Below are 21,954 nucleotides of genomic sequence, written 5' to 3' on the forward strand. Positions count from 1 at the left end.
GCCGTCGGTTGCTTCGAGGGCCGGGTGATGTTCACGGTTGGCTCCGGGGGATGCGTTCGCCGCGGCTGAGCGCGATGCGAAGGGTGCCCGCCATGTCGGCGAGTTCGGCCCGATGCACCCCCGGCACATGCAGACGCTCGCCGAGCTGGCGGGTGAGCCGGACGGCGTGGCCGACTGGGACGAGGAGCAGGACATCGCCTCGACCCGGCTGCTGCTCACGTCCAACGGCGGCATGGTCAACTACTGCGTGTCCCCGGACGTCAAGTCCGCCGAGCTGGCCATCGTGTTCGAGGGTGACATCGACCCGGTCCACTACGGCACGGCGCTGGACAGACTGCTCATGCGGCGGCTGGAGCGCTAGGGACTGTGGGGAACCGCCCTACGCGAACACGACCGTCCTGCGCCCGTTCAGCAGAATCCTGCGCTCCGCGTGCCACTTCACCGCCCGCGCCAGCGCCTGGCACTCCACGTCGCGACCGATCGCGACCAGCTGGTCCGGGGTCACGTCGTGGCCGACGCGCTCGACCTCCTGCTCGATGATCGGGCCCTCGTCGAGGTCGGCGGTCACGTAGTGGGCGGTGGCGCCGATCAGCTTCACTCCGCGCGCGTGCGCCTGGTGGTACGGCTTCGCGCCCTTGAAGCTGGGCAGGAAGGAGTGGTGGATGTTGATGATCCGGCCGCTGAGCTGCTTGCACAGGTCGTCGGAGAGCACCTGCATGTAGCGGGCGAGGACGACCAGCTCGACGTTCTCGTCGCGCACGATCTCCAGCAGCCGCGCCTCGGCCTCCGACTTGGTGTCCTTCGTCACGGGAATGTGGTGGAAGGGGATGTTGTACGAGCCCACGAGCTCGGCGAAGTCGGTGTGGTTGGACACCACGGCGGCGATCTCCACCGGCAGCGCGCCGATGCGGGCGCGGAACAGCAGGTCGTTGAGGCAGTGGCCAAACTTGCTGACCATCAGCACGATCCGCATCTTCTCCTCGGCCCGGTGGATCTGCCAGTCCATCTGGAAGGAGTCACCGATCGCCGCGAAGCTGGCCCGCAGCTTGTCCACGGTCACCGGCGCCTCCGCCGAGAAGTGGACGCGCATGAAGAACAGTCCCGTGTCGTGGTCGCCGAACTGCTGGCTGTCCTCGATGTTGCAGCCGGTCATGAAGAGGTAGCTCGACACGGCGTGCACGATGCCCTGCTTGTCGGGGCAGGACAGGATCAGGACGTACTGGTCGGCGGGAGCGGCGGCTCGGGTGGACTGCTCGTTCATGCGGGACAGGGTCCCATATGCGGCGCCCGGGCCCACCCGCCGTCTCGTCAGGCAGACCGTATCGAGGCAGACCGTATCGAGGCCAGCCGCATCGAGGCCGGCCGCATCAAGGCCGAGCGCCTCAGGCCGACCGCGTGAGTATCCGCAGTACCTCCAGCGTGCGCGGTGGCGCGTCCGGGTCCTCGCCGTCGGCCATCGCCATCCGGACGTGCGCGTCCCTCGCCGCCCTGACCGCTTCCGGCCACGCCTGGTGGTCGACGTAGGCGGAGACGGGCGCGTCCGGGCCGACCTGGTGCATGATCCGCAGCACCCGGAGTACGGCGGTGTCGACCAGCGCGGCCTCCTGGGAGTCCCGGAAGATCGTGCCGACGTACTTCTCGGCGGACCAGTTGTCCAGCCAGGTGTCCTCGACCAGGCGGTACACGGCGTCGGTGACGTCCCCGTACCCCTCGCCGCCGGCCAGCCAGACGTCCCGCTGGAACACCGGATCGGAGAGCATGTGCAGCGCGGAGCGCACATTGCTGCGCCAGCGCCACCACGGCATGTCGTTGTGTGGCATGCCGCCCATGGTGGAGGAGCGACGGCCGCGACGGGAAGAGTTCTCCGAATCCTGCACGGTCATCGATCGTACGTTCCCCTCCACAGAAGCCTCATCGGCCCCCCTCTGTTCACCTTCAGGTCACCAACAGATAACCAAGGAGCACACCCGGGTTAGCGATGTGGCGGAAGCGTGTCTGTCCATGGCCAGCAGGCGACGCAATCGACGCACCATCCTCCCCACGTTCACCCGACCCGTCCGGGCCGCCGCCCTCGCCACGGGGGCGCTGGTGGCGTGTGCGTCGCTCGCCGCCGGATGCGGGGTCGTCCCCGGTACCACGGGGGGTTCCGGGGACGACCCGATCAAGGTGATGACCTGGGCCCCGCAGGACACCAACGCGACCAACAAACCCGGCATGCCCGCGTTCGCCCAGGCCTACGCCCGCTGGGTCAACTCCCGCGGCGGCATCAACGGCCGCGAGCTCACCGTACTGACCTGCAACGAGCGCAACGACAGTGTGGCCGCCGCCCGGTGCGCGCGGCGCGCGGTCAAGGAGAACGTCGTCGCGGTCGTCGGCTCCTACAGCCAGCACTCCGACTCCTTCTTCCCGCCCCTGGAGGGCGCAGGCATCCCGTACATAGGCGGCTACGGCGTCACCAGCGCCGAGTTCACCAGCCCGCTCTCCTACCCCGTCAACGGCGGCCAGCCCGCGCTCCTGGCCGGTCTCGGCAAGTCGCTCGCCGGCTGCGGTCCCGTCGCGCTGGTACGGCCCGACACCATCGCGGGCGACGAGCTGCCGGGTCTGCTCGACTCCGGCCTGAAGGCGGGCGGGCACGAGGACGCGCGGGACCTGCGGGCGGCGGACGACGCCACCGAGTACTCCGAGCAGTCGGAACAGGCGCTCGAGAGCACCACCACCGACCTGGAGAAGAAGGGCTGCGTGGTGCCCGCGCTCGGCGACCGCACCGGCACCTTCATGGACTCCTTCCGCCGCGCCCGCGACGACTACCCCGCCGTGCGCACCGGCACGGTGCTCGGCGACGTCGACCAGACGGGGATCGACGCCTCCGGCGGGCAGTCCGGTCCGTACGAGGGGTCGTACATCACCGGCTGGTACCCGGTGGAGACGGACGCCCGCTGGGACCCGATGAAGGAGGTCATCAGCGAGAAGGCCTTCGGCGACAACCGCATCGACGCGGCGGACGCCGGTGTGCAGACCACATGGATCGCGTACACCGTGTTCCAGAAGGTCGTCGAGTCGCTGGGCGACGGTGAGGTGTCCGCCGACAGCGTGCGCAAGGCCCTGGACAACGGAATCAAGGTCAGCACGGGCGGACTGACGCCGCCGCTCCAGTGGCGGTTCCAGGGTCCGCTGGCCGCCGTCGGCTTCCCACGCCTGGTCAACACCGACGTGACCCTGCAGTTGGTACGGCAGGGTCGGCTGGTGTCGGCCAAGAAGGGCTTCACCGACGTGACGGCCACGCTGCGGAACGCCGAAGTGAACTGAGGGGCCGGGCGGCTCCGGCCCCCTCCGGTCAGGTCCGGGTCAGAGCTGGACCGGCTGGCGCTGGGTCAGGCCGTACGTCTTCGCGATCGCGTTCCACAGCTGGGCCGCCTTGACCTTCTCGGCGCTGGCGGTGCCGCTCGCCCGGTTGCCCGCCTGGGTCTGCCCGGTGACACGGGCCTGGCCCTTCCTGCAGCCCTTCTTGCCGGCCGCCTGGTCGGCCCAGGCCGCGTAGTGGTTGTCGGCCGACGCGGACGCCTTCCACGCCTTGGTGAGGGCATCGCTCAGCGCGGCGTGGTTCGGCAGCTTGTCGACCGAGAGGGCGGACAGGCGGGTCACCAGGCCGTTGCGCTGCCCGGCCGCGGCACGCAGGTCCTTGGCCGCCTGGCCCAGGCTCTTGCACGCCTTCACGTGGGCCACCGCGTTGATCACCGAGGTCCGGCTGTCGCCACTGTCCGCGAGCAGCTTGTCCAGGGCGACGGCCTGCTGCTTCGCCGGGTCGGCGGACGGCGAGGCCGACCCGTCGGTCGCCGGGGCGGTCGCGGAGACGGTCTGGTTCTTGTCGTCGCCCTTGTCGTCGCCCCCGCCCGCGAGCAGCGCGCCCGCGCCGATACCGAGGACGGCGATACCGATGCCGACGGCGGCGATGAGAGGCACGCGCGATCCGCCTCGGCGGCCTCGGCCCCCGCCGTCGTCGTACGCGGAGGGCGGGCCGGCGTACGGCGGCTGCGCGTACGGCGGCTGCGCGTACGGCGGCTGCGCGTACGGCGGCTGCGCGCCGGGCGCGGCCTCGGGCTGCTGGAGGTACGGCAGTTGCTGGGTGGCGGCCGGGCCGCCCGGCTCGCTGCGGAAGAGGTTGTCGAACTCGGCGGGAGTCTGCCGGTCCCCGCCGTACGCCGCCCCGGCGGGCTGCTGCCCGGGCACGGGCGGTATGTACTGCGTGGCCTCGGCGTCCGGGCCGGCGGCGGGCGGCAACGGGCCGGGGGACGGCATGGGGCCGGGGCCGGAGGAGGGCTGAGCTGCCGCTCCGGGCCGGGGGCCGCCTCGGCGCGCACGGCGGAGGATCTGCGTCGACTCGGAGGGCGATTCCGCGGACGATTGGGCGGACGATTGGGCGTTCACCTCGGGCGGCAGCGCCCCGGGGCCCACCGGCGGGAGGTACTGCGTCGCTCCCTCGTCGGCGGGTGCGGGGGCGGTCCGCAGGTACTGGGTGGCCCCGTCGTCCGCGGCGGGAGCGGCCGGGACCGGGGGTATGTACTGGGTGGCGCCCTCGTCGGCGGCCGGCAGCGGGGCGGAGCCGGGCGCGCTCTGTCTGGTGGCCGGGAGGTAGCCGTTCGAGTCACCGGGGCCTGCGGGCAGCGGAGCCCCGCCGGCGGGAAAGCCGTAGCCCCCGGCGGACGGCAACGGCCCACCGTTCTGCGCTACGGGGGGCAGAGGTGCCCCACCGCCGGAAGGCCCGTACGCGCCAGGGCCACCGTGCCCGGCAGGCGGCAGCGAGCCGTCACCGCCACCCGAGCCGTAACCGCCGGCGCCCGGCCCACCGTCGTGCCCTGCGGACGGCAGAGGCGCTCCACCGCCGGAAGCGCCGTACGCACCGTGCCCTGTGGGCGGCAAGGAGCCGTAACCACCGTCACCCTGGCCCCGGTACCCCTCCGACGGCATGGAGCCGTAACCACCGCCACCCGAGCCGTCATGTCCCGCACCCGGCAGCGAGCGATCGCCGCCGCCCGAGCCATAACCCCCGCCGCCCGCCGCCGCAGACCCGTACCCCTCGGTGCCGTACGTCGATCCCTGAGCCCCCTGCTGGGGTATGCCCCCCTGCGCTTCCGGCGTGCTGCCCCAGGCGGGAGGCGGTGTCTGATCGGCGGAGTTCCAGGGCTGGGCAGACTGCGTCGACCAGCCCTGGCCCGGGGGTGGGGCCGGGGTCTGGTGCTGGTCGGGGCCCCACGGGGTGCCCCAGGACTGGCCGCCGGGCGGGGCCGAGGCCGGGCCGGATGTGGGCCCGGACGGGGCGCCGGGCGCCGGAACGTTGTGACCGCCGGCCGGTCGGCCGCCGTATCCGCCCGTCATACCCGGCAGCAGGGGTTCCCCGCCGTCGGAGGGCAGCACGATGCCTTCGCGCGCCTCGCGCGGCGAGGGCTCCTCGCCCTGTCCACTCTGCGTCACCGGGACTCCTACTAATGGGGGACCTTCGGAATCGTCGGCTCACGCTACCGGGTCCCCAGAGCCCGGTGCCACGCAGTCAAGGACCTGACCTGCGTCGCTGTGACCGCCGTAACAGATCACCGCGACCACGGTGACAAAGCGGTGACAGAACCGGGCCCCCATCCGCTGTATATAGCCCCCCTTCGCGCCCCAGACCTTCGTTTCCCGGCCGTTCACGTCCCCGCAGCTTCCGCTTTCACGCGGCCGCCTGGAGCTCCATCCGCGCTCCGAACTCCCTTACCACCGGCTCGTCCCGGAAGGGATCCAGCCGCTGCTGGAAATCCTCCAGATACTCGGCCCCCCGGTTGGACCGCAGGGTCTCCAGCAACTCCACGGCCTTCAGACCGGTGTTGCAGGCCTGTTCCACCTCCCGCTGCTGCACCTGCGCGGTGGCCAGCAACACATAGCCGATGGCCCTACGGCGCGCCCGCGACTCGGGGTGCCCGGCCAGGGACTCCTGCGCGCACCGCGCCGCCGCCTCGGCCTGTCCCAGGTCCCGGTGGCAATGCGCCAACTCGTCGGCCAGGTAGGCCTCGTCGAAGTGCGCGATCCACGCCGGGTCGTCCCCGGTGTCCGGGTCGGCCTGCTCCAGGGCGTTCACCGCCCGCCCGGACGCCACCTGGGCGGCCCGCGCGTCGCCCATCAGCGCGTGCCCGCGCGCCTCCGCCGCGTGGAACATGGACTCCGCGCGCGGTGTCACGCGCCCACGCGCCCCCTCCTGCGCCGCCCGCGCCAACTGCGCGATCTCCCGCGGGTTTCCGAGCTGCGCGGCGAGGTGGCTCATGGATGCGGCGAGGACGTATCCGCCGTAGCCGCGGTCGCCCGCCGCCTGGGCGAGCCGCAGCGCCTGGATGTAGTAGCGCTGGGCGAGGCCGGGCTGGCCGGTGTCGACGGCCATGTAGCCCGCGAGTTCGGTCAGCCGGGCCACCGCGGCGAAGAGGTCGCGGCCGACCGCCTCACGGTAGGAGCCCGCCAGCAGCCCGGAGACGACGCTGTTGAGGTAGTGCACGACGACCGGGCGCACGTGCCCGCTGCCGTACTGATGGTCCAGGTCGACCAGCGCCTGGGTCATCGCGCGTACGGCCGCCACGTCGGACTGGCCCACGCGCGGTCCCGCCGAGCGGGCCACCTGTGAGTCGGGCGAGGAGATCAGCCAGTCGCGGCTGGGCTCGACGAGCGCCGAGGCGGCGACGGAGGAGCCGGACAGAAAGTCCCGGCGGCCCACGTCACTGCGCCACAGCTCACACACCTGCTCGATGGCTCCCAGGACCGTCGGCGAGAACTGCAGGCCGACACCCGAGGCGAGGTTCTTGCCGTTGGCCATGCCGATCTCGTCGATCGTGACCGTACGGCCGAGTTTGCGGCCGAGCGCCTCGGCGATGATCGCCGGGGCACGTCCACGTGGCTGTTGTCCGCGCAACCAGCGCGCCACGGACGTCTTGTCGTACCGCAGATCGAGACCGTGCTCGGCGCCGCACATGTTGACCCGGCGGGCCAGCCCTGCGTTCGAGCAGCCCGCTTCCTGGATGAGCGCCTGCAGCCGTTCGTTCGGCTGCCGCGCGACGAGAGGCCTTGCGGCCATGGCGTAACCCCCTGTGGCTGCGGTGCCTGCCCACGCACCGAGTTGATGTGTCTTCCACGGCCCCACCCCTCGCCTGCCGAGCGAAAGGATCCGGCCGTGAAGATCAATGCCCCACCCAGACAGCGAAAATGCGAGGCTTGCGAGGATTGCCGGGGTAAAGGCGGATGCCGACCCCACTCCTGGCTACCCAGCTCAGGCCGTGCTTCCTCCTGCGCGCCCCCACACATGCACCCATGCGCCCCAAATGGGGAATCAATGCTCCTCCCCCGCGCGCGGAGGTCCTGTCGCCGGACTGGCTTCGTCCGCCCGGAGGGCGGGCCTCGCGGTGGCGATGGGGGTCCCCCCGCGCGAGCTCGGTTCGAGCGTGGGGGAGCGTGCGATCGCAAGGCGCCGAAAGGTCCTAGTAGCGGAGCTGCTCGGGCCTTTCGGCAACGCGGCTGGGGGTCCCCCCGCGCGAGCGCAGCCGAGCGTGGGGGAGTGCGTGCCAGCGCCGCGAGGCAGAAGTCAGTCCGGCGACAGGGCCTGGCCGTAACCCGAGGTGGGGCAGGGAGTTGTGTTCAGCGTGGAAGAGACGATCGCAGGCACCGAAGCCGCTCAGATTCCGAAGCAGCGCGGGGAATCGCTGCTGGACGCAGCCGTTCGCTACGCCGAGGAGCGCCACTGGGACGTCGTCCCCGGCACTTGGCTGGAAGCCGTCGACGGGGTGCAGCGCTGCTCGTGCGGCGATGCCGCGTGCGCCGCACCCGGCGCGCACGCGGCGCACGGGGACTGGGCGACGCAGGCCACCGGCAGTGCGACCGTCGCGCGCCGGATGTGGCAGAAGCAGCCGACGGCGTCGATCCTGCTGCCCACCGGGCATACGTTCGACGCGATTTCCGTCCCGGAGACGGCCGGGTTCCTGGCGCTGGCGCGGATGGAGCGGATGGAGTTGACGCTGGGGCCGGTGACGCTGGCGCCGGACCGCCGGATGCACTTCTTCGTGCTGCCGGGCGCGTCGGTGAAGGTGCCGGATCTCGTGCGCAAGCTGGGCTGGTCCCCTTCGTCCCTTGATCTGATCGCGCTCGGGGAGGGCGAGTACGTCGCGGCGCCTCCCACGCGGTACGGGTCGTCGGGGGCGGTGCAGTGGGCCTGCCGTCCCACGCCGGCCAACCGGTGGCTGCCGGACGCGGAGGAGTTGATCTCGCCGCTCGCCTACGCGTGCGGGCGGGATCGGTAACCTCGGGCAAGCTCCCGGACCGTAGGGTTCACCCATGACGTCGGGAGCAGTGGTGGGTGCAGCCGCCGTACGTGTGCGAGGGCTCTGGAAGCGTTTCGGGCAGCAGGTCGCCGTCGCCGGGATCGATCTGGAGCTGCCCGCGGGGAAGTTCATCGGGCTCGTCGGGCCGAACGGGGCCGGGAAGACCACCACGCTGTCGATGGTGACCGGGCTGCTGCGGCCCGATCAGGGGAGCGTCGAGGTCGTCGGGCACGACGTGTGGCGGGACCCGGTCGAGGTGAAGGCGCGGATCGGCGTGCTGCCGGAGGGCCTCAGGCTGTTCGAGCGGCTGTCCGGACGCGAACTCCTCGCCTACTCGGGGCGGTTGCGCGGACTGCCCGGCGCCGAGGTCGACAAACGGGCCACACAGTTGCTGGACGTCCTCGACCTGTCCGGCGCCCAGCACAAGCTCGTCGTCGACTACTCGACCGGCATGCGAAAGAAGATCGGGCTCGCCACCGCCCTCCTCCACAACCCCGAAGTGCTGTTCCTCGACGAGCCGTTCGAGGGCGTCGACCCGGTGTCCGCGCAGATCATCCGGGGTGTGCTCGAGCGGTACACGGCGTCCGGCGCCACCGTCGTCTTCTCCTCCCATGTGATGGAGCTCGTCGAGTCCCTGTGCGACTGGGTGGCCGTCATGGCCGCCGGCCGCATCCGCGCCCACGGACCTCTCGCGGAAGTGCGCGGCGAGGCGCCCTCGTTGCAGCGGGCCTTCCTCGAACTCGTCGGCGCGGACGGCCGCGACACCGGCTCCCACCTCGACTGGCTGGGCGGCGGGGCGGCCCGATGAGCACCACGACGGCTTCCATCACCCCTGTCGTCGTACGGCTGAAGCTGTCGCTGCTGCGCAATGGCCTACGGCAGTCCAGCGGGCGGCGGGCCGCCTACATCGCCTCGGCCGTCGCCGTACTGCTCTTCTCCGCGCTGCAGCTGATCGGGCTGATCGCGCTGCGCGGCCACGAGCACGCCGCGTCCGTGGTCGTGCCGCTCGTGGGAGTGCTGGCGGTGGGCTGGGCGGTGATGCCGCTGTTCTTCCCCAGCGGCGACGAGACCCTCGACCCCACCCGCCTGGTGATGCTGCCCCTGCGGCCCCGCCCGCTGGTACGGGCGCTGCTCGCGGCCTCGCTCGTCGGCATCGGGCCGCTGTTCACGCTGTGCATGCTGGCCGGATCGGTGATCTCCGTCGCCCACGGGGGTGTGGCGTACGTCGTCGGCGTCGTCGGCGTGGTCCTCGCGCTGCTCGTCTGCGTGGCCCTCGCGCGGGCCGTCGCCGCCGCCAACATCCGGCTGCTGAGCAGCCGCAAGGGCCGTGATCTGGCGGTGCTGAGCGGGCTGGTCGTCGCGATCGGGGCGCAGGTGGTGAACTTCGGTGCGCAGCGGCTGAGTTCCGGCGGGCTGGGCCAGCTCGACGCGCCGGCCGAGGTGCTGAAGTGGGTGCCGCCCGCGTCGGCGATCGGGGCGGCGGACTCCGCGAGCGAGGGCTCGTACGGTGTCGCCGTCCTCCAGCTCGCCCTGTCCGCCCTGGCGTTGGCGGGGCTGCTGGCGGTGTGGTCGCGGCATCTGACCCGGCTGATGACCGCGCCGGACGGATCGACCCTTCAGGCCATCGACGCCAAGGGCGCCCGGGAGCGGACCTTGACGGGCCTGTCCCGGCTGCTGCCCGGCGGCCGTACCGGCACCGTCATGGAGCGCAGCCTGCGCTATGTGTGGCGCGACCCCAAGACCAAGGCGGCCTGGGTGACGTCCCTCGCCATCGGGCTGATCGTGCCGGTGTTCAACGCCGTGCAGGGCAGCGGCTCGATCTACTTCGCCTGTTTCGCCGCCGGGATGCTCGGCGTGCAGATGTACAACCAGTTCGGGCAGGACACGTCCGCGTTCTGGATGGTCGCGATGACGATCTCCTCGACCCGTGACGCGTACGTCGAGCTGCGGGCGCGGGCGCTGGCACTGCTGGTGATCACGCTGCCGTACGCCACACTCGTGACCGTCCTGACGACGGCCCTGCTCGGCGACTGGCCGAAACTGCCCGAGGTGCTGGGACTGTCCTTCGCGCTGCTCGGCGCGATGCTGGCGACCGGCGCGTGGACCTCCGCCCGCTTCCCGTACTCCATCCCGCAGGAGGGCTACAAGAACGTCGCTCCCGGGCAGTCCGGGCTCGCCTTCATGGCGATCCTCGGCGGGATGGTCGGGGGCGCCCTGCTGTGCGCCCCCGTCATCGTGGGGACGATCTGGCTGAACGTGAGCGACGGCGGCGACGAGTGGACCTGGCTGCTGCTGCCGGTGGGGGCGGTCTACGGGACGGCGATCACCGTGGCGGGGCTGCGGATGGCGGCGCCGCGGACGGCACGGCAGCTGCCGGAGATTCTTACGGCGGTCAGCAAGGGGTGAGCTCCCGGGGCGCGCGCCGTGCGGGGGGCGTCAGCCCTTGAGGTCCGTGAGGAGGCCGTCGAGGAAGGGCTCGATGGCGGCGCGCCAGGCCTCCGGCTGGTCGTAGTGCACGAGGTGGCCGGCGTCGGCCACCTCCGCGTACTGGCCGCGGGGCAGCACGCGGACCATCTCCTGGGCCTCCGCGCGGCCCAGCTCGCCGTCGAGGCCGCGGACGACCAGGGCGGGGCACTGCACCTGGGTGAGCTCCTCCCAGTGCGCGTCGTACACCCAGGTCTCGCGGGACTCCAGCATCTGCTCCGGCTCGAAGACCGGGCGCCAGCCGTCGGGGGACTCGTGCATGACCTCGGCGTAGAACTCGCCGCGGGACGAGTTCGGGCGCTCCACCCACGGGTCGTCCTCGCCGAACCACTTGCGGACGTCGGCGAGCGTGGCGAAGGGGACGGGCCAGGCCTTGAACCAGTTCTCCCACTCGCGCTGCGAGGCCGCGCCGAGCGCGGAGGCCCGCATGTCGCAGATGATCAGCCCGCGGACCAGGTCGGGGCGTTTGGCGGCGAGCTGCCAAGCGGTCAGGGCGCCCATGGCGTGGCCGATGAGGACGGCGGGCGTGAGGCCGAGCTGCTCGAGGACGGCTTCGGCGTCCTCGACGTACGCCTCGCGGGTGTAGGCGGCCCGTGGGGGCTTTTCGCTCTGGCCGTGGCCGCGCTGGTCGAGTGCGACGGCTCGGTGCCGCCCGGAGAGCCAGCGGGCGGTGGAGGCCCAGTGCGAGGCGCGGCCCATCAGGCCGTGCAGTAAGAGCACACCGGGCGTCGGCTCGGTCTCGGCGGGACCCTGGTCCGGTGCCGGGTCGGTCTTGGGAGGGTCGCCGAACTCCCAGGCCGCGAGGCGTACGCCGCCCGCCCCGGTCACGTCGATGCGTCGCGCCATATGTCCTGGCACCCCCCTAGCTCCGCTCGGACCGCTCGTTCCCGCTCGCTTCCGCTCGAGGCGGCGGTCCTGTGAATCACGTCCTGTGAACCGCGTCCTGCCTGCCGTGTCTGCCGAACCCGCTGTATGTGCCAGCGGACGTCCCCCGCGACTCGTCACCCGCAGACTATCGAACCCGTATTCGAAGATGACTCTTCTGCGAGCAACACCCCTCGTTCGAGTGACCCCGCCCAAGGAATGATCGCCGTCGCCGAGGGGAGATCTTCAGCGGGGGGCGGGCCGGTCGGGGAAACCGGTCCGAGGGGAATGACCCTGAGAGCTCGGGGCTCCGGGTCAGCACAGGGGAGGACAGGCCCCGGCGCCACAAGGCGCCGGGGCCCTCTCCGTCTCTACGGTCTCTACGGCACATCTTCCCGCCCCCTCCCCGGCCGGACGGCATCACTGCCGCGTCCCGCCCCAGAGCCCCTCAGGTCATATGCCTCACGCGACAGCGTCGCACGGGAAACGCCCCGGCGCTGCGATTCGGCACAGTGAATCTTGGATTGGATACAAGAACGAGGGGAGCACCCCAACTACCCCACCGCTCCCGGGAGTTGACGACCCCGGCACCCGGCGGCGGTCCGGCGGTGCGCCGCTCAGCGCTTGGCCACGAACACGTGTGAGGCGATGTCCGCCTCCAGCTCGGCCGCCTCACCGCCGCTGCCCACGAGCACCCCGCCCGCCGACTCCGTCACGCTCACCACCGAACCGGGCTGCACGCCCGCGCGACGCAGCGTGTACATCAGCTGCGCGTCCGTCTGGATCGGCTCGCCGATCCGGCGCACGACGACCGTCTTGCCCTCCAGCCCCGGGTCGAGATCGGCGAGCGACACCATGCCCTCGTCCAGGAACGGGTCCGCGCCGTCCTTCTCACCCAGCTCCTCCAGGCCCGGGATCGGGTTGCCGTACGGCGACTCGGTCGGGTGACGCAGCAGCTCCAGCACGCGACGCTCGACGGCCTCGCTCATCACGTGCTCCCAGCGACACGCCTCCGCGTGCACCTGCTCCCACTCCAGACCGATCACGTCGACCAGCAGGCACTCCGCGAGCCGGTGCTTGCGCATCACGCGCGTGGCCAGCCGACGGCCCTCGTCCGTCAGCTCCAGGTGGCGGTCACTGGCGACGGACACCAGGCCGTCGCGCTCCATCCGCGCCACCGTCTGGCTGACCGTCGGCCCGCTCTGGTCGAGCCGCTCGGCGATCCGGGCGCGCATGGGGACCACACCTTCCTCCTCCAGCTCCAGGATGGTGCGGAGGTACATCTCCGTGGTGTCGATCAGTCCGGACATACGTGCCCCTTGATGAGATTGCCGGAAGCACGACAGCTTCTCGGCGCGTGCGCTGGCCCTGACATCAATTCTGCCGGATACCACTGACAACCGTGCCGCGCCGTGGAAACCAAGACGTTACGGCGGGGCTGTCACGGCCGTATCGACGCCGCATCGACGTCCCGATCGACATCCCCTCGGCCTCCCGATTGACATCCCCTCGGCCTCCCGATTGACTCCCACTGGTCCAGACCGCACGGTGATCTGCGCCACAGACGCGACGCTGACAGCACTCGGATACGACGCCCCAGACATTCGATACGACGCCCCAGACATCTGACGCTCCGAAGGGACCCCGCATGAGCGACGGCAAGCTGTCCGGCCAGTTCTTCGACGCCGCGATCGGCCTGCTGCAACGGGTCCGGGACGAGGAGGCCGAGGCCATCGAGGCGGCCGGCACCCTCCTCGCCGACACCGTCGCCTCCGGCGGCCGCCTCTTCGCCTTCGGCGCCGGACACTCCTCGCTCGCCGCGCAGGACGTCGTCTACCGCGCGGGCGGCCTCGCCCTGATGAACCTGCTCGCCGTCCCGGGCGTCGTCGGCGTCGACGTCATGCCGGCCACGCTCGGCTCCGCCCTCGAGCGTGTCGACGGCCTCGCGAGCGCCGTCCTGGACTCCTCGCCCCTCCGCTCCGGCGACACCCTCGTGATCATCTCCCTCTCCGGGCGCAACGCGCTGCCCGTGGAGATGGCCATCAAGGCCCACGCCCTGGGCGTGAAGGTGATCGGCGTGACGTCCGTGGCGTACGCCACCGAGACGACGTCACGGCACGTCTCCGGCACGCACCTCAAGGACCACTGCGACATCGTCCTCGACTCGAAGATCACGGTCGGCGACGCGGAACTCACCCTCGACACCATCCCGGCGCCCTTCGCGCCCGCCTCGACGGTCGTCACCTCGGCGATCCTCCAAGCGGTCATGGCCACGGCGGCGAGCAACCTGGCCGACCGGGGCATCGAACCGCCATTGCTGCGATCGGGGAACATCGACGGGGGCCACGAGTGGAACGCCCGGGTCATGGAGCAGTACGGGGACCGGATCTTCTACCTCCGCTGAGCCGCAAGACCCTATTCCTGACCCAGCTCCCGCCCCGCTTCCCGCCCCAACACCTCGGCCAGATCCAGCGCGGACGCGATCCGCACCGCCACATCCTCCGCGTACACCGCGTCCCCACGCTCGAACTGACTCCGCCCGGCCCCCCGCAGAAACGTCACGACACCCAACGTCCGCCCCCGACTCCGCAACACCGCACACAGCGCGTGCACCGCGTCCGCCGGCCACTGCCGGGCCAGCGCCCACTCCCGCGCCTCCGCCGCCGGCACCGACCCCACGCTCGCCCGCACCGACCCGGCCCGGTCCACGCACTGCAACGCCGGATGCCCCTCCGCGTACCGCACGGGCAACCCGGCCTGCCCGGTGATCAGACTCGGCCCCGGCGCCCCGGAGGGCGTCGCCGCCACCCGCACCAGCCGAACCGAACCCGCCTCCGCCCCGTCCGCCACCGAACCACCCGCCACCCGGTCGATCAGCGCATGGTCGGCGAACCCGGCCAGCGCGAAGTCCAGATGAACGGTGGCCGCCTCCCCCGGGTCCTCACACTCCGCGGCCGCCCGCGCCGCCCGGTGCAACTGATTCGTACGGAACCGCAGCAGCGACCCCTCCTGCTCGCCCTGCTTGGCCTCCGTCACATCCTGGAACAGCCAGCCGACACCCAACGGCACCGGCTCCTCCGCGAGCGGCGACGCCAGCCGCACGAACCCGCAACGCCAGCAACGCCGCTTCTCGCCCTCCGGCGTCCGCACACTCACCCAGATCTCCGCCGGCGCGGGCGGCGCGCCCTCCGCCAGCACATGTGTGAGCGCGCTCTCCAACTCCTCCACACCCTGCGCGAGCAACTCCCCCAGAGGCCGCCCCAGCACGGACGTACGCCCGATCCCCAGCGCCCGCGCCGCATGCGCGTTCACCACGGCCGGCCGCAGATCGGCGTCGACGAGCACCACACCCCAGCTCGCGTCCTCGAACAGCGCCTCACTCAACGCGATCGACCGCTCCAGGTCGATCTGCGCGTGCACCTCACTGAACGCGCAGTACACCCCCGCCGGCTTCCCGTCGGGCCCCCGCACGGCCGCCGACTGCGTCCGTACGAGCACCCGCCCGCCGTCCTTGGTCACCAGCGCGAACTCGTTCACCTGCCGCCCCGGGGCGTGCATGGCGGACATCAGCCGCCCCTCGACCTCCGCGGCATCCGCACTGCGCACCGCCCACCCCGCGAGCCCCTGCCGCCCCACGGCCTCGGCCGCGGTCCACCCCAGAATCCGCTCCGCCTCACGATTCCAGTGCGTCACCACCCCGTCCGCGTCGAACGCGCACAGGGCAGCGTCCATCCCGTCCAGAAGCGCGGCGAGCAGATCGGACCCACCCGAGCCCTCCGAACCACCCGAGCCCTCCGGACCGTCCCGCCCGGGCTCCGGCCCGAGTTCGTCCGTGATTCCACTACGCCGGGAAGCACTCACCTGGACCCCCTGCCAAGCTGCGTCCGCACGTACGGCGCGTCGGTTCGCTCACTTGCAATCATCTAACTCGAACGTGACGCAGCACACACCCGAGTTCCCACAAGATTGAAGCAATCGTTGTCCGCCGGAAACGCGACGCCCCCACCAGCCTAGGCCGCGGCCGACTCCAACCGCAGGTCAAGCCACAGATCACTCTCGCCGTCCACCACATACCGGTCGAACTCCACAAAGCCACGCGCCTCAGCGAACCGGACGCCCTCCACGTTGGCCGCCAGCACACAGGTCTCGATCACCCCGACGCCGAGCACGCGCGCGTGCGCGTGCGCGAGCGTTCTCCAGCCGGTAGCGCACTGCGTTGCAAGATCCCGAAGATCAGACACCACCACCGCTCCCCCTCCGCGCATACACCTCGATCTCGAACCGCATACGAGGATCCGCGAGCCCGCACACCATCATCGTCGCCGCCGGCCGCACCGCCCCGAACACCCGCCGCAACACCGGCCAGCACGGCTCGAAGTCCTCCCGCTCGGGCAGCAGATACCGCACCCGCACGACATCGGCGAACGAACACCCCGCCTCCGCCAACGCCGCCCCGACGTTACGCAGACACTGCTCGGCCTGTTCGACAACATCGTCGGAGATCGTCATCGTGGCGTAGTCGCACCCGGTCGTCCCCGACACGTGCACCCAGTCCCCCGTCGACCACGGCGCGTGCGTACCCGATCTGCTCCTCGAAGGTGGACCCGCTGAGAATCGCTCGCCGGGCCGCACTCGTCTCCGTCATGCGCGGAACGCTAGGTGAGCGGCAGACATACGTCTAATAGGAATCGCATTAGCAGCAAGATCGGCTGCGCGTTCGACGAATTGGATTCTTTCGCACGAATGAGCGCCATAGGTGGATTCGGCCGCTCGCCCGCAGCTTGATCGCTAGCGTTTTCGGTACCCGGACGCGCGAGGTCAGTCGCTCCCCGACCGCAAGGTTGTCGGCTGACCAGCCCCAGTCATCGAGATCTGAGGATCAAGGAGGTGCCCTAGATGACTACGTTTCCTGCAGGCGAGCAGACCCACCAGACTGTGCTTCCTCAGCAGCCTGCTCTGGAATCCGTGAGAGCAGACACCCCTGGGAGCAGGGACGAAACGGCTCACGGACACCCCGCCATCGCGCGGGGCACCGGCAGGGAACATGGGCGAGGGGAGACCGACGTGCAAGGCACCAAGCCCCGTCGGCGTCACGTCAAGAACGCTGCCACGGCAGCGGAGGCGGCAGAGAACGGGAGCGGTGACGCTCCCCCGCACAATCCGTCGTATTCGGGCGGTGTCGGCGCGAGCAGGGTGTTCGTTCTGTCCAAGGACGGGAAGCCCCTCATGCCCTGCCATCCCGCCCGCGCCCGCGAACTCCTCAGCAAGGAGAGAGCTGTTGTCGCCCGACAGGCGCCTTTCACCATCCGGTTGAAGGACCGCACTCATGCCGAGTCGGAGGTCGACGGTGTGCAGTTGCGCATCGACCCCGGCTCCAAAGGAACCGGCCTCGCCCTCACCGACGATAAGAAGGAGCTCGACGGGCAAGGAGCCGTGATTACCATCAGGCGGGGGTTGGTCTCGGTCGAACTCCAGCACCGCGGCGAACAGATCCGCCTGTGCATGCGGCAGCGCGCGGGCTACCGGCACAGGCGCCGCTCCGCCAACCACCGCTACCGAGCACCCCGTCCGGACAACCGGCCCCGTCCAGCAGGATGGCTACCGCCCTCCCTACGCCACCGTGTCGATACCGCCTACTCCTTGGCATCTCGCCTCTGCCGCTACGCACCGGTCACTGAAATTCATGTGGAACGCGTTGCCTTCGACGTCCACTCCATGAGCACGGGCAGGCCCCTCGCCGGGGTGGAGTACCAACAAGGAACTCTGGCCGGGATCGAAGCCCGCGCCTACCTGCACGCCAGGTGGAACGGCGCCTGCGCTTACTGCGACGCCACGGGCGTGCCCCTGAACGTCGAGCACCTCAGGCCCCGCAGCCGAGGGGGCTCAAATCGCATTGCCAACCTCGTCCTAGCCTGCGTCCCCTGCAACAAGGCCAAGGACAACATGCCCGTCGAGGTCTTCCTCGCCGACCGCCCCGCCCGCCTCGCGAAGATCCTCCGGCAAGCCAGGACACCGCTCAACGACGCTACCGCGATGAACGCGACCCTTTGGCAACTCATAAAGGCGCTCGGGACCCTCGGTAGACCAGTGCACCCCTGGTCGGGCGCGCGCACAAAGTGGAACCGCGAGGCCATGGGGCTCGACAAGACGCACACGTTGGACGCGCTCTGTGTCGGACGTCTGGCCCACGAGAGTGGCGACGCAATCGTGCGGTTGCCGGAGCGGGTACTCGTCGTCAAGGCCACCGGGCGCGGCTCATACGCACGCACGACTCCGGACCGGTTCGGATTCCCGCGCCTGCGGCGGGCCCGCGTCAAGCGTCACTTTGGATACGCCACCGGCGACCTCGTACGTGCCATCGTGCCTGCCGGTAAGTGGGCTGGCACGTGGACGGGCCGCGTCTCAGTCCGTGCCACGGGACGGCACAGCCTCACAACGCCGAAGGGCCGGATCGATGTCTTCCACCAGAATCTGCGGCTACTACAACGGGGCGACGGCTACGGATACGCCTTCCGGTCCGAATGAGCTCCGTCAACATCTCGGAAAACCGGTTGCTCCGGACCCTGCAGCTTCTTAGTGTGACTATCACTTCGGAGAGGAGGTGGTTCGGCAGATGTATTCATACCGGACAGAAGAGGTGGCTGCGGGCTAGCAGCCCAGCACCCCACCCAGTGCGGTGCCGGACCAGCGTGTGCCAGATACACGCAGCCGGCCCAAACCAACGCAGTCACCCGACCCGCGAGCTCGCCGGTACGTCCGGCCGGCTCCCCCGCCGCCAGGCGGAGGGACCCGAGCTCGCGGGTCGTCTGCGTTCGCGGGCGCCGGTACGACATCGGAGGGCGGCGGTTGACGCTGCACCTCTCCGGGGCTCTGCCTGACCAAGAACGACCGTCTCCCGTCGGTCACATTTCCTTGTCGCGATCCGTCAGGGCAGTGACAGCGACATGAAAACCCGAAGGAGACGGCGATGGAAGCACGTTCGATCACGGCCGAGGTCCCGATGGTTCCGCGGATGTCCGAGGACCCTGCGGAGCTCGTCCCCGAGCTGGCGGAGGTGTCGGCGGCGTTGTTCAAGGTCACCGGCAACGGTTCAGTACCGCGCTCCACGATCAGCTTGATCCAGCTGCGTGCTGGTCAGATCGTCGGCAGCACCTACCTGACCGTTCTGCACACGGGCTTCCTGCGCAAGGCCGGGGAGTTGGAGGAGCGGATCACGTCGGTGGCGTCCTGGCAGGACTCGCCGTACTTCACGGGTGCCGAGCGTGCCGCGCTGGCTCTTGTGGAAGGGGTGCTTCAGCCGTCCGCAGACGGCGAGAGGGTCTCCAACGAGCTGTATGCGCAGGCAGCCGAGCACTATGAGGCCAAGGCGCTCGCCACGCTGATGTTCGCGATCGGCCAGGTCAACTTCTTCATCCCGGTGGCGCTCATCGCCAAGCCGGTGCCCGGCCGGTCGTTCAGCGACCCGTGGAAGTGAGGCCACCCGGCTAGGGCTCGTCAGCTCACGGACTGAGCCGCTCCACCCGCCAGCTCCCGTCCGTCTCCGCCACGTACCGCAACCGGTCGTGCAGCCGGTTCTCACGGCCCTGCCAGAACTCGACCTCCTGTGGGGCCACCCGGAAGCCGCCCCAGTGCGGCGGGACCGGGACCTGCTCGCCCTCCGGGTAGCGGGCGGCCAGCTCGGCGTACGAGGCGTCCAGGTCCGCGCGCGAGGCGATCACCGAGGACTGGGTGCTGGCCCAGGCGCCGAGCTGGGAGCCGTGCGGGCGGGTGCGGAAGTAGGCGGCGGTCTCGTCGCGGCCGGTGCGGCGGGCGATGCCCGTGACGATGACCTGGCGGGCCATCGGGTGCCAGGGGAAGAGCAGGGAGACGTACGGGTTCTCCGCGAGGTCGCGGGCCTTGCGGGAGTCGTAGTTGGTGTAGAAGACGAAGCCCTGCTCGTCGAAGTGCTTCAGGAGCACCGTACGGGAGCTGGGGCGGCCCTCGGCGTCGGCCGTGGAGACGACCATGGCGTTCGGCTCGAAGAGGTGGCCCTCCGTCGCGGCCTGCTTGAACCAGCGCGCGAACTGCTGCACGGGGGTCGCGGCCAGGTCGGTCTCGGCGAAGCCCTCGGCCCGGTACTGCTTGCGCATCGACGCGGGATCGGGGCCGGTGGGGTCCAGGGAGGGATCGAGAGAGGGATCGAGGGCGGCATCTCGGTCGGTCACGTCGTCATCTTGCCGTATGCCGGGCGCCGGAGTGGCGCGCGTCACGGTGGTGGCACTGAGTGCCGCGAACTCTCCCCAAAGGTGGCACTCGGGGATATGGTGCTGGTGCCATTCCGGTTGGGTGACCGCCTGCCGCAGGGGGCATCACCGGGGTGACCGCCCAGGACCGCGAGTCCTCGACGTGGGCTTCGAACATGAGGCTTCGGACAGCGACCGCGGATCCCGATCCCGACTGGGCGCCAACTGTCGCACACATCACGAGGAGCCGCCTGATGTCCGACTTCGTACCCGGACTCGAAGGAGTCGTCGCGTTCGAGACGGAGATCGCCGAACCCGACAAGGAGGGCGGCGCACTCCGGTACCGGGGCGTCGACATCGAGGACCTGGTCGGTCACGTCTCGTTCGGTAACGTCTGGGGCCTGCTCGTCGACGGCGCCTTCAATCCCGGCCTGCCGCCCGCCGAGCCGTTCCCGATCCCCGTGCACTCCGGCGACATCCGCGTCGACGTACAGTCGGCGCTCGCCATGCTGGCACCTGTGTGGGGCCTGAAACCCCTCCTCGACATCGACGCCGAGCAGGCCCGCGAGGACCTGGCCCGGGCCGCCGTCATGGCTCTTTCCTACGTCGCCCAGTCCGCGCGTGGGCAGGGGCTGCCCATGGTTCCGCAGCGGGAGATCGACAAGGCACAGTCCGTCGTCGAACGCTTCATGATCCGCTGGCGCGGCGAGCCGGACCCCAAGCATGTGGCCGCCGTCGACGCCTACTGGACGTCAGCCGCCGAGCACGGCATGAACGCCTCCACCTTCACGGCCCGCGTCATCGCGTCCACGGGCGCGGACGTGGCCGCGGCCCTCTCGGGCGCCGTAGGGGCCATGTCCGGTCCGCTGCACGGCGGCGCGCCCTCCCGCGTCCTCGGCATGATCGAGGAGATCGAGCGGACGGGCGACGCGGAGGCCTACGTCAAACAGGCTCTGGACAAGGGCGAGCGCCTCATGGGCTTCGGCCATCGCGTGTACCGCGCCGAGGACCCACGCGCGCGCGTGCTCCGCCGTACCGCCCGCGAACTCGGCGCGCCCCGCTTCGAGATCGCCGAGGCCCTGGAGAAGGCGGCCCTGGAGGAGCTCCACAACCGCCGCCCGGACCGCGTCCTGGCGACGAACGTCGAGTTCTGGGCGGCCATCATGCTGGACTTCGCCGAGGTCCCGGCCCACATGTTCACGTCGATGTTCACCTGCGCCCGTACGGCGGGCTGGTCGGCGCACATCCTGGAGCAGAAGCGGACGGGCCGTCTCGTGCGCCCGTCCGCACGCTATGTCGGTCCGGGCACGCGGAATCCCCGGGCGATCGAGGGCTACGAGGAGATCGCGGCCGTCGGCCGCTAGCCGGGCCCGGGTGTCGGGGAGGCGTCATGCGGGGCTGAGCGGTTCCGCGTGACGCGACTCGGCGGTCGGCCCGTCAGTCCAGTGCCTCGTCCAGCAGTGCCGCCCACTGGGCGATCACCCGTTCTCGGCGGCCCCGGTCGTCGGTGAGGAGGTTGGCCAGGCCCAGGCCGCGGGCCATGTCCAGCAGGCCCTGGACCGTTTCGCGGACGCCGGGGCGGGTCTCGTCCGCGCCCAGGAGGTCGACGGCGATGTGGTGGGTTTCGCGGCCTACGCGGGCCTCGAGTTCCGTGACTTGGGGGCGTAGCTGGTCCTCGTTGGAGGCGGCGACCCAGAGGTGGAGGGCGGCGCGGAAGAGGGGGCCGGTGTAGAGGTCGACGAGGGCTGAGACGACTGCTCGGCGGTCGCCCGTCGCGCCCTGTGGGAAGAGTGCGCGCAGGGCTGTGGAGCGTTCTTCCGCGACGTACTCGACGGCTGCCGTGAAGAGGTCCTCGCGGGTGGGGAAGTGGTGTTGGGCGGCGCCTCGGGAAACGCCGGCGCGTTCGGCCACGACGGCGACCGTGGAGCCTGCCCAGCCGTGTTCGGCGAGGCAGGCCACGGCGGCTTCCAGGAGGCGTTGTCGGGTGGCTCGGCTGCGGTCCTGTTTGGGGGCACGGGTGTTGGGGGCGCGGTCGACCGTGTTCACCGCGTCCATGT

At 70.8% G+C, this 21,954-nt stretch carries 19 protein-coding genes and 1 pseudogene; 9 read left to right on the top strand and 11 right to left on the bottom strand.

From position 1 onward, the window contains the following. Window positions 1–127: 127 nt before the first annotated feature. A complete protein-coding gene (locus CLM62_RS24275; protein ID WP_143659136.1) occupies window positions 128–361 on the top strand; it encodes a hypothetical protein in 234 nt (77 codons plus the stop codon). An 18-nt stretch (window positions 362–379) separates the two neighbouring features. Here CLM62_RS24275 and purU read toward each other — a convergent pair whose 3' ends face one another. Then, complete coding sequence (gene purU, locus CLM62_RS24280; protein ID WP_095752012.1) at window positions 380–1,261, bottom strand: formyltetrahydrofolate deformylase; 882 nt, start codon at window positions 1,259–1,261, stop codon at window positions 380–382. Window positions 1,262–1,382: 121 nt separating this feature from the next. Continuing rightward, complete coding sequence (locus tag CLM62_RS24285) at window positions 1,383–1,883, bottom strand: hypothetical protein (protein WP_095752013.1); 501 nt, start codon at window positions 1,881–1,883, stop codon at window positions 1,383–1,385. 118 nt (window positions 1,884–2,001) lie between these two features. On the opposite strand from CLM62_RS24285, the gene CLM62_RS24290 reads away from it, so the two are divergent. Beyond that, window positions 2,002–3,306 (top strand): ABC transporter substrate-binding protein, encoded by a 1,305-nt coding sequence (locus CLM62_RS24290; RefSeq protein WP_095752073.1) that lies wholly within the window; start codon window positions 2,002–2,004, stop codon window positions 3,304–3,306. Window positions 3,307–3,345: 39 nt separating this feature from the next. Here CLM62_RS24290 and CLM62_RS24295 read toward each other — a convergent pair whose 3' ends face one another. Together CLM62_RS24295 and CLM62_RS24300 are read right to left on the bottom strand one after the other, a co-directional pair. Beyond that, entirely contained in the window at window positions 3,346–5,469 is a 2,124-nt protein-coding gene (locus CLM62_RS24295; protein ID WP_095752014.1) for a hypothetical protein, read from the bottom strand. 235 nt (window positions 5,470–5,704) lie between these two features. After that, on the bottom strand, window positions 5,705–7,090 hold the full coding sequence (locus CLM62_RS24300; RefSeq protein WP_095752015.1) for a transcriptional regulator: 1,386 nt from the start codon (window positions 7,088–7,090) through the stop codon (window positions 5,705–5,707). A 553-nt stretch (window positions 7,091–7,643) separates the two neighbouring features. Between CLM62_RS24300 and CLM62_RS24305 the strand changes: the two genes are divergently transcribed. From CLM62_RS24305 to CLM62_RS24315, 3 genes are read left to right on the top strand one after another with little or no spacing between them, the layout of a single operon-like run. Further along, a complete protein-coding gene (locus tag CLM62_RS24305; protein ID WP_095752016.1) occupies window positions 7,644–8,306 on the top strand; it encodes a bifunctional DNA primase/polymerase in 663 nt (220 codons plus the stop codon). A gap of 34 nt (window positions 8,307–8,340) precedes the next feature. Beyond that, complete coding sequence (locus CLM62_RS24310) at window positions 8,341–9,135, top strand: ABC transporter ATP-binding protein (protein ID WP_095752017.1); 795 nt, start codon at window positions 8,341–8,343, stop codon at window positions 9,133–9,135. Continuing rightward, on the top strand, window positions 9,132–10,733 hold the full coding sequence (locus CLM62_RS24315) for a transporter (RefSeq protein WP_095752018.1): 1,602 nt from the start codon (window positions 9,132–9,134) through the stop codon (window positions 10,731–10,733). Before CLM62_RS24310 ends, CLM62_RS24315 begins: the two co-directional genes overlap by 4 nt. A gap of 30 nt (window positions 10,734–10,763) precedes the next feature. On the opposite strand, the gene CLM62_RS24320 is transcribed toward CLM62_RS24315, so the two are convergent. Both CLM62_RS24320 and CLM62_RS24325 read right to left on the bottom strand, forming a co-directional pair. Continuing rightward, complete coding sequence (locus CLM62_RS24320; protein ID WP_095752019.1) at window positions 10,764–11,657, bottom strand: alpha/beta fold hydrolase; 894 nt, start codon at window positions 11,655–11,657, stop codon at window positions 10,764–10,766. Window positions 11,658–12,292: 635 nt separating this feature from the next. Beyond that, complete coding sequence (locus CLM62_RS24325) at window positions 12,293–12,985, bottom strand: metal-dependent transcriptional regulator (protein ID WP_095752020.1); 693 nt, start codon at window positions 12,983–12,985, stop codon at window positions 12,293–12,295. 338 nt (window positions 12,986–13,323) lie between these two features. On the opposite strand from CLM62_RS24325, the gene CLM62_RS24330 reads away from it, so the two are divergent. Then, the gene (locus CLM62_RS24330; protein WP_095752021.1) at window positions 13,324–14,079 is read left to right on the top strand and encodes an SIS domain-containing protein; all 756 of its coding nucleotides are present in this window, start codon (window positions 13,324–13,326) and stop codon (window positions 14,077–14,079) included. An 11-nt stretch (window positions 14,080–14,090) separates the two neighbouring features. On the opposite strand, the gene CLM62_RS24335 is transcribed toward CLM62_RS24330, so the two are convergent. The 3 genes and pseudogenes from CLM62_RS24335 to CLM62_RS24345 all read right to left on the bottom strand — a co-directional run bounded on the left by CLM62_RS24335 (window position 14,091) and on the right by CLM62_RS24345 (window position 16,320). Further along, entirely contained in the window at window positions 14,091–15,536 is a 1,446-nt protein-coding gene (locus CLM62_RS24335) for a PAS domain-containing protein (protein WP_095752022.1), read from the bottom strand. Between the two features lie 149 nt (window positions 15,537–15,685). After that, a complete protein-coding gene (locus tag CLM62_RS24340) occupies window positions 15,686–15,916 on the bottom strand; it encodes a hypothetical protein (RefSeq protein ID WP_306457932.1) in 231 nt (76 codons plus the stop codon). Beyond that, window positions 15,909–16,320: pseudogene (locus tag CLM62_RS24345) on the bottom strand (RidA family protein). The gene CLM62_RS24340 and the pseudogene CLM62_RS24345 overlap by 8 nt, the downstream one beginning before the upstream one ends. A gap of 548 nt (window positions 16,321–16,868) precedes the next feature. Here CLM62_RS24345 and iscB point away from each other — a divergent pair. Continuing rightward, entirely contained in the window at window positions 16,869–18,200 is a 1,332-nt protein-coding gene (gene iscB, locus CLM62_RS24350; RefSeq protein ID WP_179382207.1) for an RNA-guided endonuclease IscB, read from the top strand. Between the two features lie 442 nt (window positions 18,201–18,642). Then, on the top strand, window positions 18,643–19,149 hold the full coding sequence (locus tag CLM62_RS24355; RefSeq protein ID WP_095752024.1) for a carboxymuconolactone decarboxylase family protein: 507 nt from the start codon (window positions 18,643–18,645) through the stop codon (window positions 19,147–19,149). Window positions 19,150–19,174: 25 nt separating this feature from the next. On the opposite strand, the gene pdxH is transcribed toward CLM62_RS24355, so the two are convergent. After that, complete coding sequence (pdxH, locus tag CLM62_RS24360) at window positions 19,175–19,804, bottom strand: pyridoxamine 5'-phosphate oxidase (RefSeq protein ID WP_179382210.1); 630 nt, start codon at window positions 19,802–19,804, stop codon at window positions 19,175–19,177. 347 nt (window positions 19,805–20,151) lie between these two features. On the opposite strand from pdxH, the gene CLM62_RS24365 reads away from it, so the two are divergent. After that, window positions 20,152–21,261, top strand: coding sequence for a citrate synthase 2 (locus CLM62_RS24365; protein ID WP_095752026.1), 1,110 nt, complete (start codon window positions 20,152–20,154; stop codon window positions 21,259–21,261). A gap of 73 nt (window positions 21,262–21,334) precedes the next feature. On the opposite strand, the gene CLM62_RS24370 is transcribed toward CLM62_RS24365, so the two are convergent. Further along, window positions 21,335–21,952: a TetR/AcrR family transcriptional regulator gene (locus CLM62_RS24370; protein ID WP_179382211.1), complete on the bottom strand. Its 618-nt coding sequence runs from the start codon at window positions 21,950–21,952 to the stop codon at window positions 21,335–21,337. Between the last annotated feature and the right edge of the window lie 2 nt (window positions 21,953–21,954).

Source organism: Streptomyces sp. SA15, assembly GCF_002291145.1.
Classification (GTDB): domain Bacteria; phylum Actinomycetota; class Actinomycetes; order Streptomycetales; family Streptomycetaceae; genus Streptomyces.

Bases quoted from the DNA above. Each gene is read 5' to 3' on its own strand.
- purU (WP_095752012.1), bottom strand. From the start codon at position 1,261: ATGAACGAGCAGTCCACCCGAGCCGCCGCTCCCGCCGACCAGTACGTC.
- CLM62_RS24285 (WP_095752013.1), bottom strand. From the start codon at position 1,883: ATGACCGTGCAGGATTCGGAGAACTCTTCCCGTCGCGGCCGTCGCTCC.
- CLM62_RS24320 (WP_095752019.1), bottom strand. From the start codon at position 11,657: ATGGCGCGACGCATCGACGTGACCGGGGCGGGCGGCGTACGCCTCGCG.
- CLM62_RS24315 (WP_095752018.1), top strand. From the start codon at position 9,132: ATGAGCACCACGACGGCTTCCATCACCCCTGTCGTCGTACGGCTGAAG.
- CLM62_RS24325 (WP_095752020.1), bottom strand. From the start codon at position 12,985: ATGTCCGGACTGATCGACACCACGGAGATGTACCTCCGCACCATCCTG.
- CLM62_RS24310 (WP_095752017.1), top strand. From the start codon at position 8,341: ATGACGTCGGGAGCAGTGGTGGGTGCAGCCGCCGTACGTGTGCGAGGG.
- CLM62_RS24370 (WP_179382211.1), bottom strand. From the start codon at position 21,952: ATGGACGCGGTGAACACGGTCGACCGCGCCCCCAACACCCGTGCCCCC.
- CLM62_RS24275 (WP_143659136.1), top strand. From the start codon at position 128: ATGCAGACGCTCGCCGAGCTGGCGGGTGAGCCGGACGGCGTGGCCGAC.
- CLM62_RS24330 (WP_095752021.1), top strand. From the start codon at position 13,324: ATGAGCGACGGCAAGCTGTCCGGCCAGTTCTTCGACGCCGCGATCGGC.
- pdxH (WP_179382210.1), bottom strand. From the start codon at position 19,804: ATGCGCAAGCAGTACCGGGCCGAGGGCTTCGCCGAGACCGACCTGGCC.
- CLM62_RS24365 (WP_095752026.1), top strand. From the start codon at position 20,152: ATGTCCGACTTCGTACCCGGACTCGAAGGAGTCGTCGCGTTCGAGACG.
- CLM62_RS24300 (WP_095752015.1), bottom strand. From the start codon at position 7,090: ATGGCCGCAAGGCCTCTCGTCGCGCGGCAGCCGAACGAACGGCTGCAG.
- CLM62_RS24355 (WP_095752024.1), top strand. From the start codon at position 18,643: ATGGAAGCACGTTCGATCACGGCCGAGGTCCCGATGGTTCCGCGGATG.
- CLM62_RS24290 (WP_095752073.1), top strand. From the start codon at position 2,002: ATGGCCAGCAGGCGACGCAATCGACGCACCATCCTCCCCACGTTCACC.